This is a genomic window from Roseofilum capinflatum BLCC-M114, assembly GCF_030068505.1.
GTDB lineage: Bacteria > Cyanobacteriota > Cyanobacteriia > Cyanobacteriales > Desertifilaceae > Roseofilum > Roseofilum capinflatum.
In genome coordinates this window covers 59,804-77,709 of the sequence record NZ_JAQOSO010000007.1, presented here as the reverse complement: position 1 = coordinate 77,709, position 17,906 = coordinate 59,804, and the positions used below count along the sequence as shown (strand labels likewise).

General features: G+C 46.3%; 12 protein-coding genes. 5 read left to right on the top strand and 7 right to left on the bottom strand.

The window, feature by feature from the left end:
• The first annotated feature begins 224 nt into the window (after nucleotides 1-224).
• On the top strand, nucleotides 225-1,043 hold the full coding sequence (locus tag PMG25_RS02045) for a Uma2 family endonuclease (protein WP_283765250.1): 819 nt from the start codon (nucleotides 225-227) through the stop codon (nucleotides 1,041-1,043).
• Between the two features lie 208 nt (nucleotides 1,044-1,251).
• Nucleotides 1,252-3,720, top strand: a complete 2,469-nt coding sequence (locus PMG25_RS02040; protein WP_283765249.1) for an ATP-dependent Clp protease ATP-binding subunit — start codon at nucleotides 1,252-1,254, stop codon at nucleotides 3,718-3,720.
• A gap of 85 nt (nucleotides 3,721-3,805) precedes the next feature.
• On the opposite strand, the gene moeB is transcribed toward PMG25_RS02040, so the two are convergent.
• The 6 genes from moeB to thrC all read right to left on the bottom strand — a co-directional run bounded on the left by moeB (nucleotide 3,806) and on the right by thrC (nucleotide 10,835).
• Entirely contained in the window at nucleotides 3,806-4,978 is a 1,173-nt protein-coding gene (moeB, locus tag PMG25_RS02035; RefSeq protein WP_283765248.1) for a molybdopterin-synthase adenylyltransferase MoeB, read from the bottom strand.
• Nucleotides 4,979-5,023: 45 nt separating this feature from the next.
• Nucleotides 5,024-5,518 carry a M67 family metallopeptidase gene (locus PMG25_RS02030; RefSeq protein ID WP_283765247.1) on the bottom strand — a complete coding sequence of 165 codons (495 nt, stop codon included), beginning with the start codon at nucleotides 5,516-5,518 and terminating at the stop codon, nucleotides 5,024-5,026.
• Nucleotides 5,519-5,556: 38 nt separating this feature from the next.
• The gene (locus PMG25_RS02025; protein WP_283765246.1) at nucleotides 5,557-7,776 is read right to left on the bottom strand and encodes a Calx-beta domain-containing protein; all 2,220 of its coding nucleotides are present in this window, start codon (nucleotides 7,774-7,776) and stop codon (nucleotides 5,557-5,559) included.
• A gap of 144 nt (nucleotides 7,777-7,920) precedes the next feature.
• Nucleotides 7,921-9,084, bottom strand: a complete 1,164-nt coding sequence (locus PMG25_RS02020) for a DNA double-strand break repair nuclease NurA (RefSeq protein WP_283765245.1) — start codon at nucleotides 9,082-9,084, stop codon at nucleotides 7,921-7,923.
• A gap of 91 nt (nucleotides 9,085-9,175) precedes the next feature.
• A complete protein-coding gene (locus PMG25_RS02015) occupies nucleotides 9,176-9,448 on the bottom strand; it encodes a MoaD/ThiS family protein (protein ID WP_283765244.1) in 273 nt (90 codons plus the stop codon).
• Nucleotides 9,449-9,530: 82 nt separating this feature from the next.
• Nucleotides 9,531-10,835, bottom strand: coding sequence for a threonine synthase (gene thrC / locus PMG25_RS02010; RefSeq protein ID WP_283765243.1), 1,305 nt, complete (start codon nucleotides 10,833-10,835; stop codon nucleotides 9,531-9,533).
• 209 nt (nucleotides 10,836-11,044) lie between these two features.
• Here thrC and PMG25_RS02005 point away from each other — a divergent pair, with 209 nt between their 5' ends.
• Nucleotides 11,045-11,872 carry a SirB1 family protein gene (locus PMG25_RS02005; RefSeq protein WP_283765242.1) on the top strand — a complete coding sequence of 276 codons (828 nt, stop codon included), beginning with the start codon at nucleotides 11,045-11,047 and terminating at the stop codon, nucleotides 11,870-11,872.
• Between the two features lie 4 nt (nucleotides 11,873-11,876).
• Here PMG25_RS02005 and PMG25_RS02000 read toward each other — a convergent pair whose 3' ends face one another.
• Nucleotides 11,877-13,871: an ATP-binding protein gene (locus tag PMG25_RS02000; protein ID WP_283765241.1), complete on the bottom strand. Its 1,995-nt coding sequence runs from the start codon at nucleotides 13,869-13,871 to the stop codon at nucleotides 11,877-11,879.
• A gap of 79 nt (nucleotides 13,872-13,950) precedes the next feature.
• Here PMG25_RS02000 and PMG25_RS01995 point away from each other — a divergent pair, with 79 nt between their 5' ends.
• Both PMG25_RS01995 and PMG25_RS01990 read left to right on the top strand, forming a co-directional pair.
• The gene (locus PMG25_RS01995; RefSeq protein WP_283765240.1) at nucleotides 13,951-16,596 is read left to right on the top strand and encodes an eCIS core domain-containing protein; all 2,646 of its coding nucleotides are present in this window, start codon (nucleotides 13,951-13,953) and stop codon (nucleotides 16,594-16,596) included.
• Nucleotides 16,597-16,636: 40 nt separating this feature from the next.
• A complete protein-coding gene (locus PMG25_RS01990; RefSeq protein WP_283765239.1) occupies nucleotides 16,637-17,836 on the top strand; it encodes a type III secretion system chaperone family protein in 1,200 nt (399 codons plus the stop codon).
• Nucleotides 17,837-17,906 lie beyond the last annotated feature (70 nt).

The window sequence follows — 17,906 nt, the reverse complement described above, 5'->3', positions numbered from 1 at the left end:
GGGAGAAGGGGGAAAAGTCCCTCTCCCGTGGGAGAGGGATATAGGGAGAGGGCATTTCCCTTTGCACAACTCATTTAGACTAGCTATATAGCGCTTCACGCGGTAATGGGCTAAGAGAACAATACTGTATTTTCCGAAAGTTTTGTCCCCATCCATGGATTGAAGTGTGTCCAAAGGATATGAGTATAATGGAATTCAATAGTCCCCGATCGCAGAGGTTAGCCATGTCTGTTGAACTGACCCCAACTTTGGAAACAAAAACTGAGCAGGAATGGACTCCTCCCTTACCCCCGACTGACTTAATTTTTGATGACGGAGAACCATTGGAAAGCAATCGCCATCGCATCGCCATGAATGTCCTGATTGAAGCCATCCACCAAGCTTATGAAGGACGCGATGACTATTATACGAGTGGAAATATGTTTGTCTACTACAGTAGTCGGCAAGCCCGAAATCAGGATTTTAGAGGCCCTGATTTTTTTGTTGCCTTGAATGTAGATGGCATCAAAGAGCGACAAGGTTGGGTAGTTTGGGAAGAGGAAGGACGTTATCCAGATGTCATTGTTGAACTGATGTCTCCCTCAACCGCTCATGAGGATATCGGCCCGAAAAAAGACATCTATGAGCAAACCTTTAGAACACGAGATTATTTTGTTTATAATCCCTTCGATCGCCAGTCTTTGCAAGGATGGCATTTAGACAGTAATGGCCGCTATCAAGAAATTACTGCTGATGACCGGGGATGGCTATGGTGTCAGAGTTTGGAGTTATGGTTAGGCGTTTGGAACGGAACGCTGACGAAGGAAAATGCGCCTTGGTTACGATTTTTTGATGCCCAGGGTAACTTGATTCTGCTCTCTCAAGAGTTAGCTAAACAGGAGCGGGAACGAGCCGAACAGGAACGGGAACGAGCTGAACAAGAGCGGGAACGAGCCGAACAGGAACGCGATCGCGCTAATGCTGCTGAGGCTAGGTTACGCGAACTACAGGATCGCTTGCAAGCCATGGGGATCGACCCGAATACAGTTAACCCCAGTGATTGAGGATTGACTCTCAAAATAGAGAAAAATGCCTTACTAATTACCTAATGAGTAATCAGTAATCTCCCCATTCCCCCATTCCCCCACTCCCCCATTTTCCAGAGAAGGGCGGAAAACCGGCCTAAATTCTGTTACCGACCGCACAATAACCTAACGATTTTCCTATGCTAGAATCAGCTTACCAGAAAGCAGCAGGTGATGGGAAAACGCCATGTTTGAACGCTTCACAGAAAAAGCCATTAAGGTGATCATGTTAGCTCAGGAGGAAGCCCGCCGCCTGGGTCACAACTTCGTGGGTACAGAACAGATCCTTCTCGGTCTGATTGGGGAGGGGACGGGAGTAGCCGCGAAAGTTCTGAAATCAATGGGGGTTAATCTTAAAGATGCTCGGATTGAGGTCGAAAAGATCATCGGTCGGGGTTCGGGATTTGTCGCTGTAGAGATTCCGTTTACACCCAGAGCTAAACGGGTTCTAGAGTTATCCCTAGAAGAGGCTCGCCAATTGGGACACAACTATATTGGTACGGAGCATCTCCTTTTGGGTTTGATCCGCGAAGGAGAAGGGGTAGCTGCTCGCGTGTTGGAGAATTTGGGCGTGGATCTTTCTAAGGTTCGCACTCAGGTGATCCGGATGCTGGGTGAAACGGCGGAAGTTTCGGCCGTGGGCGGACGCTCGTCGAATAAGACTCCAACGTTAGATGAATTTGGGTCGAATTTAACCCAGTTGGCCGCTGAAGGAAAGCTCGATCCGGTGGTCGGTCGGCAAATGGAAATTGAGCGGGTGATCCAAATTTTGGGTCGGCGGACTAAAAATAACCCGGTGCTGATCGGTGAACCAGGGGTCGGAAAAACGGCGATCGCCGAAGGATTAGCCCAACGCATCTCCCATGGGGATGTCCCCGATATCCTGGAAGATAAGCGCGTCGTTACCCTCGATATCGGTCTTCTGGTTGCCGGAACCAAGTACCGGGGAGAGTTTGAAGAGCGGCTGAAGAAAATTATGGATGAAATCCGCTCGGCAGCTAATGTCATCCTGGTGATTGATGAAGTCCATACTCTGATCGGTGCAGGGGCGGCTGAAGGGGCGATCGATGCGGCGAATATCCTCAAACCTGCCCTCGCTCGTGGTGAACTCCAGTGTATTGGAGCCACAACCTTAGATGAGTATCGCAAACATATCGAGCGCGATGCAGCCCTAGAGCGCCGTTTTCAACCGGTGATGGTGGGCGAGCCGTCCGTAGACGAAACCATCGAGATCTTACATGGATTGCGCGAACGGTACGAACAACACCACAAGTTGAAAATTGCAGATGTGGCGTTGGAGGCAGCCGCTAAATTGAGCGATCGCTATATTTCTGACCGCTACCTCCCCGATAAAGCCATTGACTTGATTGATGAAGCCGGTTCGCGGGTGCGCTTAATCAACTCCCAATTGCCCCCCGCAGCTAAGGAACTCGATCGCGAATTGCGCGGCGTTCTCAAGCAAAAAGATGACGCGGTACGCTCCCAAGACTTTGACCGAGCTGGGGAATTGCGCGATCGCGAAATGGAACTCAAATCCCAAATTCGCACCATTGCCAGCAAAGGCAAAGAGGAAGGCACAGTTAACGAAGACCCCATCGTAACAGAGGAAGATATCGCCCATATCGTCGCCTCCTGGACTGGAGTTCCCGTCAACAAACTCACGGAAACCGAATCCGAGAAACTCCTGCACATGGAAGACACCCTCCATACTCGGATTATCGGTCAAGAAGATGCCGTCAAAGCCGTCTCCCGCGCCATCAGACGCGCCCGTGTTGGTCTGAAAAACCCCAACCGACCCATTGCCAGCTTCATCTTCTCCGGGCCTACTGGGGTTGGAAAAACTGAGTTAACTAAAGCTCTGGCTTCCTACTTCTTCGGTTCCGAAGAAGCCATGATTCGTCTGGATATGTCGGAATTCATGGAACGGCACACCGTCAGCAAACTGATCGGGTCTCCTCCGGGATATGTGGGATACAACGAAGGGGGACAACTGACGGAAGCCGTGCGCCGTCGTCCCTATACCGTCGTTCTCTTCGATGAGATTGAAAAGGCCCATCCCGACATCTTCAACATGCTGCTGCAAATCTTAGAAGATGGTCGCCTAACCGATGCCAAAGGGCGCACGGTAGACTTCAAGAACACCCTCTTGATCATGACCAGTAACATTGGGTCTAAGGTGATCGAAAAAGGTGGCGGTGGACTTGGGTTCGAGTTCGAGGACAACGCCGAAGATGCCCAATATAACCGCATCCGTTCCTTGGTGAACGAAGAGCTGAAGGCCTACTTCCGTCCTGAGTTCCTCAACCGGTTAGATGAAATTATTGTCTTCCGTCAATTGAACAAGGAAGAGGTCAAACAAATTGCCGAAATCTTGCTCAAGGATGTCTTCAAGCGCTTAACCGAAAAAGACATTACCCTGCAAGTGACCGATAAATTCAAAGACCGGTTAATTGAAGAAGGGTATAATCCCGCCTATGGTGCGCGTCCCCTGCGTCGGGCCATTATGCGCCTGCTGGAGGATACGTTGGCCGAGGAACTGCTCTCCGGTCGGGTGGGTGAAGGTAGCACCGCCACTGTTGATGTGGATGAGTCTGGACAAGTGACGATTACTTCCCAGGATCAACAAACCCCGGTGTTAACTAAGGCAACAGATTAAGCTTTGATAAAGCTTTGATGAAACCAGTAGGGGCGCTGCTCCTACTGGTTCAATATTGCTCAAGGGAAAATAATTGAGAGGGAGATTAATATTTCGGTACAGCCGGATCGACTTCATCACTCCAAGCTAAAATTCCACCTTTCACGTTAATCCCTTCAATGCCAGCTTGTTTGAGAATTCCCAGCGCTTTAGCCGATCGCATTCCCATTTTACAATGAGCAATCAATTTATGACCGTTGAGTAATTCCTTCACCCTATCGACCCCTTTGCCTTGTTCGATATCGGGTAAGGGAATTAGCACTGCACCGGGAATTTGGGCAATCTCGTACTCATGGGGATTACGAACATCAATTAACAGAATATCTTCATCACCGCGATCGAGTAAGGCTTTCAATTCAGTAACCGTCATTTCTGGAACGGCTGATTGCTGTTGGGCTTCGAGTTCCTTCGCTTGGGGAATTCCACAAAACTGCTCGTAATCAATCAGTTTTTCAATGACCGGGCGCTCTGGATTTGGTCTTAATTTCAGTTCCCGGAATTTCATATCCAGGGCATTATAGAGCAGCAAACGACCGCTTAATGTAGTTTGAGAACCGAGGATAACTTTTACCGCTTCCGTGGCTTGAATCACCCCAATAATTCCCGGTAAAATCCCCAGAACTCCCCCTTCTGCACAGGAGGGAACCATTCCCGGCGGTGGGGGTTCCGGATAGAGGTCGCGATAGTTGGGCCCCCCTTCGTAGTTGAAAACGGTGGCTTGTCCTTCAAAGCGGAAAATTGACCCGTAAACGTTGGGTTTATTGAGTAATACACAGGCATCATTGACCAGATAGCGGGTGGGGAAGTTATCGGTTCCATCCACGACCAGATCGTAGGGTTCGACGATTTCTAGGGCGTTTTCTGAACTCAGGCGCGTTTCGTAAAGATCGACTTGGCAATAGGGGTTAATTTCGTGAATCCGATTTTTCGCTGATTCAATTTTGGGTTTACCCACCCAGGATGTGCCGTGAATGACTTGGCGTTGCAGGTTGGAATGATCGACGATATCAAAATCAACGATACCAATGCGTCCGACACCGGCTGCTGCGAGGTAGAGCAGTAGGGGTGAGCCGAGTCCCCCTGTACCGATACAGAGAACACTGGCGGCTTTGAGGCGTTTTTGCCCGTCCAGTCCAATTTCTGGCAAAATTAGATGGCGAGAGTAGCGTTCGTACTCTTCTTGGGTGAGTTGAATATCGTCCAGATTAGGATTGAGCATAGAAGTTTAGGGGACAAGTTGCAAGAATTTCCCTTATGGAGTCTTTTATTGTAACTCTGTCTTTCCCTGGTGTGGATCTGTGTTAAGAATATTTTCGAGTGGCGAGGGTTGGAATTGATGATTTGGGTCTAAAACCCAGTCTTTGAGGTCTGTGGCCCGTCCTTGGATGACGGAGACGATGATATAGTGGTAATCCGGCCAAGCTAGGAGGCGATCGCACTCAGACGGGATAGCCGGATGATCGGGATGGGAATGATAGAATCCGATGATCTGGAGATGATGAGAACGAGCATCTTTTTGTAACTTTAGCAGAGTTTGGGGGGCGATCGCATACCGCTCCATCTTCGTCTTCCCCCCCATCCCCATCTCCTCTAACCGCTCTGCCATCTCCTCATTCCAACCATTCTCCGTCCGCACCACCTCCAGCAAAATAACCTCATCCCCCTCAACCTTACCCAAGAGGACTCCACAGCACTCCTGCGGATAACACTCCTGTGCATGAGAAGCAATGGTCTCTAGATGTTCCGATTTCACCTGCATGATCTAACCTAAAAGGCGATCGTACCCCTCCTAAAACATCACACCGCTATCGAAGTACCCGGAGCAGCAAATACATCACCTGCCACCAGTGGCGTTCCTGGTGATGGCGGTAGGGTCGTATTTTTGAAATTACCCACAGCATTTAAATTACCTGAGCCATCATGAACAATAGCATAGACTCCATTGGGTAGGGCTGTACCTGAGTTTAAACCCCCACCTACAGCAATTCCGTTGTTAAAAGTATTTCCACTGTAAGTTACATTACTAACATCTGCGTTTTCTCGAATGGCTAGACCCGTTCGCGTTTGGTCGATTGTATTACCAGAAACTTCCATTGTTCCCGTAAATCCACCATCACGCAACCGAATCCCCCCATTATTCGGATTTCCTGAAGTATTGGCATTAGTAATCTGGTTTCCAGAAACAGTGAGATTTTGCGAGGTAAACCCTCCTACATTATTGGCAACCTGAATCCCATCTTCCGTCGTATTGGTAATCCTATTATTAGAAAGAGTTCCTCCCACAATACCACTGACATTCATACCTCGACTCCCTACACCCGTGATATCCTGAATCTCATTATTCGTAATCGTTAAATCTGTAACTCCTAACAAGAAAATTCCATTGGGATTGACTACATTACTCCCCCCTGTCACATTACGAATCAAGTTATTCGATATCGTTAAGTTTTCCGTATTGTTTAACGCTGGATTCGTTTGCACGGGATTAAAAATCGCTTGTTCATTCGTCACGTTTTCAATAATAGTGTTGGTAATGGTCGTATTATTCCCAGCATTTAAGGTATTAATGCCAATAATGCCATCTGGCGGATCAACGTGGAAACCATCAATTTCTACAGCACCTGTGCCTGGCCCTACACCATCAAAAGAAATAGAACCGGTGGGAGAACCGGTAATATTAGCTTCTGGATTACGAGTTGCATTTCCAGCTACTCCTAAATTGGGGCCTCGCAAACGGATAGGACGATTAATCACTACATGCTCCGGATAGTTTCCATCTCCTACCAGTACAATGCCAGGATTAGCATTCTCTCCACCAGCCAATTGAATCCCATTATTAATCGTCCTAAACGCATTGAGACCGACTATGGCTTCACCTCCAGCTACTGTATCCCCATCCGTATAGTTATCATCTACATAAATGGTTTCATTATCATAGATTGTTGCTTGCCCAGCATTGGGTGTACCCACCACATAAAACCCACTAGCCTCTAGAGCTAAATCAACCGTTTTCGCCCCATCAAATAACAAATCATCAATCGGATTCACCGTAATCACCACTTGGGTTTGACCAGCCGGAATAGTGACACTACCGCTTAGAGATTGATAATCTGTGCCATTGACCCCTGTACCACCAATGGTGTAGTTCACCGTCAATGCAGCTTCTGTACTGCCTCCAGTTCGGGTGATTGTGAATGTGGCAGGTTTAGGTGTGCCGCTTGCTGGGTCATTTTCTGCGGCGACTCCATCGGTTAATTCCAAGGTGACGGTTGAAGGAACGGGGGGAGGAATTGGAGTCGGTGTTGGTGTTGGGGTCGGTGTGGGTGTTGGGGGTGGGGTGGGTGCAGGAATGGGATTTAAGTTGGTGGTAAAGTCGGCTTCTGTAATCTGGTTGGGATTGACCCCAGGTAGGATCATTAAGTAGTTACTGGTTACCAGGTCTTGAATTACGGTTGTGCCGGTATATGGCCCGGTTCCTGCGGTAATCAAGAGGTGTTCAAAGGCTAAACCGGGTTCTAAACCGAGTAAATCTTGGCCATCTTCAAAATCGTCGGCAATATCGGCATCGGTGATTAAGGGGCCGCCTGTGGTGGGGGGTTGTCCAAAGACGTTACGCCGACCCATGACAAAAATATCTTGGCCGTCACCACCGACGAGGCCATCTGCACCTAAGTCTCCATGGAGGACATCATTGCCTCTGTCGCCGAATACTAGGTCACTATCTTGACCGCCATAGAGAATATCATTCCCCTGACCGCCATAGAGGGTGTCGTTCCCCTGATTGCCATTCATTAAGTCTTCATCTTGGTTGCCAATCAGGATATCGTTTCCTTGTTCTCCGAAAATGCTGTCGTTGTTCTCATTTCCGGATAACAGGTCATTGCCGAAATTCCCGAAGATCAGGTCACCGCCTTGCTGGGAAAATACTGTATCATTGCCAGCGAGTAGAAAGATTTGGTCGCTTGCTGGGGTTCCGACAATGAAGTTATTGCCGGGCATACCGTTGATGACTGCCATGGGTTCACGTCCTCACCCTAAACACTAGCTTATTTTAGCCGAATCTTGCCAAGCAGCCAATTTCTGCTCTCAAGCTTGTACGTCGCTACTTCTGGGTTTGAGATTTGGTTGTTTTATTCTGGTGATAGAAGTGATTCTTTGTGACTAACGCCGATGGGCTTTGCTGACCATTTTCCGGGAGAGTCGAAAGGGGATTTCTTCTTGTTCTGCCCAATCTTGGAGTAGGCGGTAGAATAGTTTACGGTCTTCTGTGCGGAGGACGGTGACTTGATCGGCGGTTTCGATCGCATAGGGATAGCCGCGTCCAATGATGGTTTCTGCGCGTACCCAGTTAATGACTTGATCGAGTAATCCGGCTTCAACAATCCACAGGGGTAATTCGAGGCGCACGGGGTATCCGGCATGGGTTTTGAGGTAAGTAAATGTGATTTGATTGGCTTGTTCCTGGTAGTCGCTGAGGATACCGGGACGATGGCAGCGACATAGAAGAGTCCGATCGCCCCATTCCATGAGCGGGTTGAGCAGTTGCGGATCGCCGACTCCGGAAATGGGGGGTAAGCCTAACACCCGTTGCAACATTTGCGTTGTATCTTCGGCAGCACTGGTATCAATATAGGCAACGAGGGGAATTTGATGCTGTTGACTGGCGCTCAAGAGTTGACGCAATGTTTTGAGATAAGACTGATAGGTGGGGCGATCGAAGGTTTCGGCAAAACTGGCAATTAGGGAACCATCATAAAAGACGAGGCGGGAGGATTGATGGCTGTGGGTTTGCATGTAATCGATGATGCGTCGCACTTCGAGTTCTAAACGGCGACGGTTGACGAGGCGATCGAGGGATTCCCCTTTTCCCAAAGCTGCAAATTGATTGGGGGTAATTAAATCTACGGCAATATCTTTTTCATAGTCTCCATCCCCGCGATGGAAGTTTTCAAACCAGCCAATTTGAATGAGGGCAATGGGAAGGGAAAAGTCTTTGGTGGGGTAGATTTGGGAGCCATCAACGGCAAATGTGGGAATTCCGGTGAGGCGATCGCGCACCCATTGTAAACTCTGTTCTCGATTGTGCCAAACCAGATTCGATTTCACGATCCAACCGCGATCGCTTTCTTCAAGTGGTTCCGCATACATTGAGTCGTTCTCATCTCTTAATTCAAGGGTGTTTAATCGCTGTGCTATTTCCCTAGAACGATGTAACAGTGCTTGGCGATAGGGGCGAAGTTTCTCGGAAACTTGGTACTCTAATCCCTTAAATTCCGAGCGTTTGACTTGCAGCAAAGACCAAATTAAGGATGGATCGAGAGGCATAGATTTTATGGGGATAGCTGACAAAAAACCACAGCTTTTAAGGCTGTGGCAAAATGGAGTTGAGTTCATGCAAATGATGATAAGAAGAAGACTAACCGCCAGCGACTGCGGGGACAATACTCACTTCATCCCCATCGCTGAGTGGGGTTTCGGTATTGTTTAAGAAGCGAATATCTTCTTCTTTCACATAAATATTTAAGAAGCGCCGCACTTTTCCAGACTCATCGCAAATGCGGTTTTTAATCCCTGGGCAAGTGGTTTCTAAAGCGTCGATGAGTTCGGCAACGGTGGCGGCTTCTACTTCTACGGTTGCCCGATCGCTGGTGTATTTTTGTAGGGGGGTAGGAATTAAAACTTTAACCATGATTGAATTGTTTCTCTCTTTTAGACTTAGGGATACGGGGGAAACTTTCTCCCCCGTTCCGGATTATACTGGGACTAACCGTTTAGACCAAGACTTGTTGCCATTCTAGGCGATCGAGGGTACGCGCCCGCTCCATAGCTCGCTCAAAGCTATCCAGGTTTGCGTCAATGGTGAGGGGTTCGCCGATATACCCTTGAACGGCTTCTTGAGTCTTCAATCCGTTACCGGTAATGTAGGCGACGGTGGTTTCATCGGGGTCAATTTTACCGGCTTCCACCAGTTTTTTGAGGACGGCGATCGTGGTTCCGCCTGCGGTTTCGGTGAAGATGCCTTCGGTTTCTGCCAGCAGTTTCATGCCTTCAATAACTTCGGCATCGGTAACGGATTCGATATTACCGTTGGTTTTGCGGGCGAGATCCAGGGCATAGACTCCATCGGCGGGATTTCCAATGGCGATGGATTTAGCGATGGTGTTGGGCTTAACGGGGGCGATAAAGTCCCGTCCTTCCCGGAAGGCGGAGGCGATGGGGGAGCAGCCTTCAGCTTGAGCGCCACTGAAGCGCACCGATTTATCTTCGACTAAGCCGACTTTGATGAATTCTTGGAAGCCTTTGTAAATTTTGGTATACAAGGAGCCGGAAGCTAGGGGGGCAACCACGTGATCGGGCAGTTGCCAACCGAGTTGCTCGGCGACTTCATAGCCTAGGGTTTTGGAGCCTTCGGAGTAGTAGGGACGCAGGTTGATGTTGACGAATCCCCAGCCGTAGGTGTTGGCAACTTCGCTACAGAGGCGATTAACTTGGTCGTAGTTGCCTTTGACGGCCATGAGGGTGGGATTGTAGATGAGGGTTCCTAAGACTTTACCGGATTCGAGGTCGGCGGGAATGAATACGCAACAGTCTAAGCCAGCATGGGCGGCGATCGCGGCGGTAGAATTGGCTAAGTTACCGGTACTCGCACAAGATACCGTGGAAAATCCTAATTCTCTGGCTCTCGATAGGGCAACCGATACCACCCGATCCTTAAAGCTCAGGGTGGGCATGTTGACCGCATCATTTTTAATATAAAGATTTTTTAGACCTAACTGCCGTGCCAACCGGTTTGCTTTCAGAAGAGGAGTCATCCCTGTTCCCACATCGATCACGTTATCGCTCAGTAGAGGAAGGAACTGACGATAACGCCAAATGGAGTTCGGGCCGGCTTCAATGGTTTCACGGCTCACTTGCTGGCGCAAGCGGTCATAGTTATAAGCCACTTCCAAGGGGCCAAAGCACTCATCACACACATGCTTGGCTTCGAGTTCGTAAGTTGTGCCGCACTCTTTACAAACTAACTTTTCACAGGCAGCCTGGGAGCTGCGGTTTAGGGTTTCAGTGGCAAGGGTCATAACTTTTGTCTTCCTCTTTGTCTAATGTGCGATGAACATGCGATTTTTGATCCTCGATGTCCATCCTATCAGGGGGGTCAAGGGTCGTCAAACAATCCCGACTTTTTTAGTCGGGATTAACAAAAACCTAGAATAGACAAGCATTTCAGGCAAATGACTGGCACAAGTATGCCAAACTAGAAGGACATGAAAAAAATAAAATTTAGATTATGGACTTTCCCAGAGCCAGGCAACAGTTTTATCAAGAAATACAGCAACCCGAAGCCTCCCTTTCCCTAGCCAAGGCAGCCCTATACATTGCGGCTGAAGCCTATCCTGAACTCGATCCGGGTGAATACCTGCAACAGCTCGATCGCATGGCGGAGGAGATCCAAAGCCAGCTCCCAACTCAGCGTTATCCCCTGCGCGTCATCCAAACCATCAACGATTATCTGTATGGGCAGTTGGGCTTTCGGGGCAATACAGAAAACTATTACGATCCGCGCAATAGCTTCTTAAATGAAGTCCTCAACCGACGCACCGGCATCCCCATCACCCTTGCCTTAATCTATTTAGAAGTTGCCCAACGGCTAGACTTTCCCATGGTAGGCATCGGAATGCCGGGACATTTCTTGATTCGTCCTGATTTTGAAGAGGCGGGAATTTTTGTTGATGCGTTTCATCAAGGAGAAGTGCTATTTCCTGAAGATTGTGCCGAACGATTATCCCAGATTTATGGACAACCGGTTGATTTGCGGCCAGAATTTCTAGCTCCCGTTAGTCCTCGCCAGTTGTTAGCCCGAATGCTGACTAATTTGAAAATAATTTATTTGCAAAATCATCAAATTGAGCAAGCCTTAGCTGCCATTGAACGCATTTTACTGTTATTTCCCCAAGCTCCGATGGAATTGCGCGATCGCGGTTTAATTTCCTATGAATTGGGCAATTGGAGTTTAGCCACCCAAGATTTAGAGGACTATTTACGCTATCTGCCCCAAGCCCAAGATGGATCGATGATTCGGCAAATTTTAGCCAAAATGGAAGTAGATCGGGGTTGAAGACTCATGAGAGATCCCAACCTTGGGTTTCCGTGCGAGTGAGCGATCGCCCAGTTTTCAAATATTCCATCTGGGTTGCTTCCAGAATATGGCTCATTTTCACCGGTTCCTGAGCATCAGCCGCCAAAAACGCCGCATTCAGGGCAATGGATTTAATATTACCTCCCGTCACGTCCAATTGCCCCAACCGCTTAAAGTCCAAGCCCTCCGTCGGAGTTTGTCGCGGAAAAACGCGCTGCCAAATTTGACTGCGTTCTGGGGCTTTGGGATAGGGGAAATTGACGATAAAACGCAGACGACGCATGAAGGCTCGATCCAAATTATCCCTAAAGTTGGTGGTTAAAATGGCTAATCCTTGATAGGCTTCCATTCTCTGTAATAGATAACTCACTTCAATATTAGCGTGGCGATCGTGGCTATCTTTGACTTCTGTGCGCGAACCAAACAGAGCATCCGCTTCATCAAACAATAAAATTCCGCCCCCTTTTTCCGCAGCATCAAAAATACGGCGTAAATTCTTCTCCGTTTCACCGATATACTTGCTCATTACTGCACTTAAATCGATGCGAAATAAATCTAATTTTAGTTCATGGGCTAACACTTCCGCCGCCGTGGTTTTCCCCGTGCCACTGGTTCCGGCAAACAGGGCAGTTAACCCTAACCCGCGCTGATTTTTCGCCGCAAACCCCCAATTTTGATACACCGTTGCCTGTCGGCGGACATGAATGAGAATTTGCTCCAAAATCCGTTTTTCTCGCTCTGGAAGGACAAAATCTGCCCAGGTGGTTCTCACGTCAATGCGTTGGGCTAACCCTTCTAATTCTGGTCTGGCTTGTAAGCGGCAAAACTGCCAAAGTCTTTCACTGATTGCTTTAGGGGGTAAATCGAGCTGCGATCGCACGGCTGCGCTTGCGGTTTCAATCATCACTGCGGATAAGCGAAATTGAGCCGCTAAGGAAGGCAAATATCGATCCACATCTTCCGGATAATCCTGCCATGCCTTTTGCCACAGTTCCAATTGTTCCCCATATTGCAACCCTTCCACATCAAACGTAACCGCATGGGAGAGGGGCAACCGTTCATCGGTAGCAATGATGACCGGGACGTGAAGAGACTGTAAAAAGGGGAACAGTAAAGAGAGTTGACTTTCTGCTGTTATTGATTCATTCACATCCACCAACAACAAGCTCGGAGCCAGAGCATACCAGCGCTGCCACCGCATGACAAACCGTTGCAGATCCTGGCGATTTTTGGGAATGGCATCACTGGGCAGACGATAGAGGGGCAAGTGTAAAAAATGGCTAATTTGGGTAGCGATTTCTGCTTGAGATTCCCTCAGTGGGCCGCACAGTTGCAGAATCGGTTGAGTCCTGGACACTCCCTTAAATACGGACACGGCTTGATGGATAATTGTCTCATAGGAGGGTTGCAGGACACTTGTGCTTAAGGGGGGAAGAGGAGTAAGGACTGCGGCCAGAATGGGATCGTGATAAGCTTCTCCCATCAAATAGTGCAAAATCGCTTCATCAATTTGTAAACAGGCGCGGGTAATTTCTGGACTAGCAGCAGTATGAATCAGTTGCCATTTTCGCAGGGGACGGGTTTCGGTGAAGGCATCCCAATGGGGTTGGGGAAAACAGTCTAGGCAGAGTTGAAATGTGGGATAATTGCAGTCAGGTTTATTGTGGGCGATCGCCAATACATCCGGAAAGTCTGGATTAATGGCTTGTCCTACACAACAGAGTAAAATACTGATTTCAAATGGGGATAGCCCAAAGGTTCGCGCTAAGGTATTGAGCGTGCCTGGTTTTTCCAGAGTACGGCGAATGAAGGTAATCTCCTGGAGGCTGTCGGATATATCAGTTACCTCTTCCTCTGTGTTGCGAGCAATGTGGAGATCCAGCAAGGAGCCAATGATGCTAATTGCTTCAATTAATTCATCTATGGTAGCTTGGCGATCGGCTGGAATGGGGCGATCGCTTATCTGTTCAATTCTCATTGCCTCAAGTTAGTTTTTTGGCCTCCCGATCCTAATATACTATACTAAGAAAATAAATCTCTCTCCCCTTTGCCTCCCCATGTCTCCTCGCCGCCGCCAAACCAAAACCCGCATTTCCCGTCGGAAAGAAAACCCAGAAAGCAGTTCTCCTCAGTTTGCTGCCCCTCCTGTAATTCAGCCCAAGATACAGAGGAAAACCGATCAGGAGCTTCCAGAGTGGAAACCTGGCGGTAGTGGCAAGCCAAGCCCTCTGCAACGACTGCAACCCTCAGCCACCCTACAAGCCAAATTAGAAATTGGACAACCCAGCGATCGCTACGAGCAACAAGCCAACACCGTCGCCCGTGATGTTGTCGAACAGATCAACAGCCCTGTCTCCAATGATGCCCAGCAGCATCCCACAGTACAACGAAAAACCCAAGAATCCAACCTCCTCTTACGCTTAAAACCCACAGGACAGCAGTCTACCCTAGGCGGAGGAAAAGCTCCAACTCAATTAGAATCCTCCATTAACCGTGCCAAAAGCGGCGGCAAATTCCTAGAGCCGAGTTTACAACGGTCAATGGGAAAAGCCATGGGAGTCGATTTTTCGGGAGTGAAAATACACACCGATGCTCAAGCCAATCAGTTGAGCGAGTCCATCCAAGCCAAAGCCTTTACCACTGGACAAAATATCTTTTTCAAACAAGGGGAATATCAACCCCAAAATAGGGGCGGACAAGAGTTGATTGCCCACGAACTAACCCACGTCGTACAGCAGCAAGGACAGATCGGAAATGCAATACAAGGAAGCTGGTTGACAGATTGGATGATTAAGCTTTGTATGAGTGGTGAGGTAGATGCAGGGGAGTTAATTATAGAACCCAACCCTGTTACAACAGATAATAGTAGCCAAAATGAAGGCCCTAAAGGGCCTCACTCTAAAATATCGCAACTAGAACAAGCCGTTGGTGATATAGATAATCTTGAGGAAGAAACTATGGGGAACAGTCAAAGTCAGTCACAAGGCCCTCACATAAAACCAACGCCAATTCAGGTTAACAAAGGAGATGATGGTATTACTGAGGCATTTATAGAAGTGAACCCTAATATGTACATTCCAACAGTTACACAACTGGATAGATCTATGGGAGGTTCACCAGCGACATTTTTTGGAGGACCAAGAGTACATATTAATGAAAAACTAGCTGAATTTCATCAAAAAAATAAGGCTGGATCTTTTGATGATGCCTACACAATATTAAAAAGTATTAATACTTACACTCAGGAATGGTTAACAACAAATACACAAGGGCTTTATGATAACCAAAAAATTAATTCAGTAAAAGATAAATACTCTCTAGGTGAGAACACAACAAAAAGTCAACAAGAATTCAATCAAAACAAAAATGAAGAACAAAACAAAAATGAAGAACAAAACAAAAATGAAGAACAAAACAAAAATGAAGAACAAAACAAAAATGAAGAAACAAAACAAAAAGGTAAACGTCTAGAGTTGAGTAGTGATGAAATTAATATTCTTGCTAAAAGTGCAAAGAAAGATGTAATGCATCGTTTGTTGGACACTATTCTACAAGCAAAAAGTGATGCAGAGGAACATGGAAAAGATATGCTACAATATTATGCCCCTCCAGAGTATCAAAAAGAATTCAACAAGGGAAAATTCTCTCTAGCAATGCAAGGAGCTAAAGGGGCATTAGCAATTAAGGAAGAAGATGATGAATTTGCGAAACAGAAGAATACAGATGTTAAAAAAGAAAAAGACACAAAGAAAGAAGAGATAGAAAAAAAGGTTGATGGAACTTATACTGAAATTAATAAAGAAATTAATAAAGAAATGGAAAATTTGGAAGCATATGCTAAAAATCCAAAGGATATTTCACCTGAAAAAATAGAACAGAATTTTCAGTCTGGAGAAGCGATATATCAAAATATTTCTAGCTATATGGGAACGATTAATGAAGTGCTTGATCTTTTTAATATTTCCAATCTCTTCGCTGGCTTAGGATACATTAAAATGCGTAAACAAGCGAAGAAAAGGTTAGCAAAATTTGCCGGAGCTGTAAAAGATCCTGAATTAGCTACTTTAGCTGCATATGGGTATAATAAAGTTTCTAGGTTAGCCAGTTACTGTTTATCTATGGCAGTTGAAAATATTACTAAATTTATCGCTAGAACTTTAACATTGATTACAGGTGGCTTATTGGCGATATTCTCTGAAACTATCAATCTTGCCAGCAGTGCTGCAATGTATGCTCACAAACTTTATGGTGCTCTCAAAGGAATATATAAAGCTGTGCGTGGCACTAAAGGAAAAAACCGTTTTATCAATGCTGAAAACTTATATTTGTTGGTTAGTGATATTAAGGGAAAACCGAATGCAGAAAAATTGTTGATAGACTTATTTGGAAAATCCAAAAAATCTAAATCTAAGACAATGGATATAACTGGACAAAAAGTGGTAAAATTAATTAAGATGTTAGGAAAAAGTCCACAAGGAGATATAAAAACAAGAGTGAAAAAGAAAATTATTACATGGATAGGAGAATTTTTTAAATCTACAGAAGGTACGATTCCAGAACAGTCGCTATTGGATTATATTGAGGAAGAGTTAGGTATAAAAGATAAGGCTGAGGCTATAAAGGAAGGCTTTTATAACGATTTGAATCAACAGGGAGATTCCAGCTCCAGTCAAATTAAAGACATCATCTCTTCACTCAAGTAAAAATATTGAGATAAATTTTATATGAGTTATCAAAATTGAGATGGGAGCTGATTATCAACCCACTTTTCATAGCCCCAAAACATCACCTATCTCTCTCGAAGCGATCAACTTGGAGTGGTGGCAACCGCATCTGTTGTTAGAAAAATGCGATCTCACATTTGAAGTTAATCTAGAAACTTATCGGATTATAGAAAAAAATAACCTTTTTCAACTGTTACCAGAACTGACGAACACCCAAAAAGGCTGCAATTTTCAACCCCATCTTCCCATTCAAATCACTGTTACTCTTAACCCAGAATATCTTCTGCGCTTGCAAGAAGCAGCTCATGCAGAAACTGCCCTTGCTTACCTTCAGGAATTGGGGGAACATCAGAAAAATGCCCGACTGGTGCAAACGGAAAGTTGGATAACTTTATCGGTGCAACAGCAACAGGAAAGTGGGGTGGTGGGTTATCGCACGTTGTGGGATTATTTAGATTGGTCTCAATTAGATGTGGAAAATGAGGAGCTTCTAGAACATTTCGCTCTGGAAACGGTGACTCGTTTTCTCCAAGATAGCATCCCCTCTACCCTTTCTGATGCCAATTCCCATCAGTTAATGGCTACTCTGGTAGAACAAGTTCCTGCTCTGATGGCAAAAGATTCCAGAGCAAGCGAACCTATTGCCGAAGCATTTGCTAATCTATTGCGGGATAATCTGCAATCTGAATTAGAAGAAGCAATTTTAGCTGGTTTTTCGGCATCAGACAATGGAGAAGAAGATTTAGACGATTTCAACTTTGAAGGGGTCAAAAAGTCTTCTATTTTAGAAAATGCATTAGCTTTCTTTGAGTCGGAAGATTGGATGGTAGAGAAAATTCCAGAGCAACCGGCCTTAAAACTGCTCTTTCAAGGGGAATATGGCAAATGGGTATGTTTAGCGGAAGTGAAAGAAGATTTAGAACAACTTATTTTTTATTCAATGATTGCCCTCAAGTTTCCGAAAGCGCAAGAATCGAAGCTGTGTAAATTATTGATGAATATCAATTATCATTTAACGATTGGCAACTTCGATTTGAATTTTGAGGAGCGTATCCTTCGGTTTAAGACTTCGATTGATGTGGAGAATTGTAATAATTATAGCCCGTTAATCAAGAATGTGGTTTATACGAATGTGATGACAATGGATCGCTACTTACCAATTATTATGACGATGCTTGAGAAAAAGTTGTCTCTAGAAGAAGCATTGATGTTATTGTAGCGCCATATTGTAGCGCGATCGCCGCCCTCATAGACTCAGTTGAGGTAATGACAACGGAAATTTCTCCTTC

Coding starts and splice junctions, on each gene's coding strand:
- PMG25_RS02040 (WP_283765249.1), top strand. CDS start 1,252: ATGTTTGAACGCTTCACAGAAAAAGCCATTAAGGTGATCATGTTAGCT.
- PMG25_RS02030 (WP_283765247.1), bottom strand. CDS start 5,518: ATGCAGGTGAAATCGGAACATCTAGAGACCATTGCTTCTCATGCACAG.
- PMG25_RS02000 (WP_283765241.1), bottom strand. CDS start 13,871: ATGAGAATTGAACAGATAAGCGATCGCCCCATTCCAGCCGATCGCCAA.
- PMG25_RS02045 (WP_283765250.1), top strand. CDS start 225: ATGTCTGTTGAACTGACCCCAACTTTGGAAACAAAAACTGAGCAGGAA.
- PMG25_RS02015 (WP_283765244.1), bottom strand. CDS start 9,448: ATGGTTAAAGTTTTAATTCCTACCCCCCTACAAAAATACACCAGCGAT.
- thrC (WP_283765243.1), bottom strand. CDS start 10,835: ATGACCCTTGCCACTGAAACCCTAAACCGCAGCTCCCAGGCTGCCTGT.
- moeB (WP_283765248.1), bottom strand. CDS start 4,978: ATGCTCAATCCTAATCTGGACGATATTCAACTCACCCAAGAAGAGTAC.
- PMG25_RS02025 (WP_283765246.1), bottom strand. CDS start 7,776: ATGGCAGTCATCAACGGTATGCCCGGCAATAACTTCATTGTCGGAACC.
- PMG25_RS02005 (WP_283765242.1), top strand. CDS start 11,045: ATGGACTTTCCCAGAGCCAGGCAACAGTTTTATCAAGAAATACAGCAA.
- PMG25_RS01995 (WP_283765240.1), top strand. CDS start 13,951: ATGTCTCCTCGCCGCCGCCAAACCAAAACCCGCATTTCCCGTCGGAAA.
- PMG25_RS01990 (WP_283765239.1), top strand. CDS start 16,637: ATGGGAGCTGATTATCAACCCACTTTTCATAGCCCCAAAACATCACCT.
- PMG25_RS02020 (WP_283765245.1), bottom strand. CDS start 9,084: ATGCCTCTCGATCCATCCTTAATTTGGTCTTTGCTGCAAGTCAAACGC.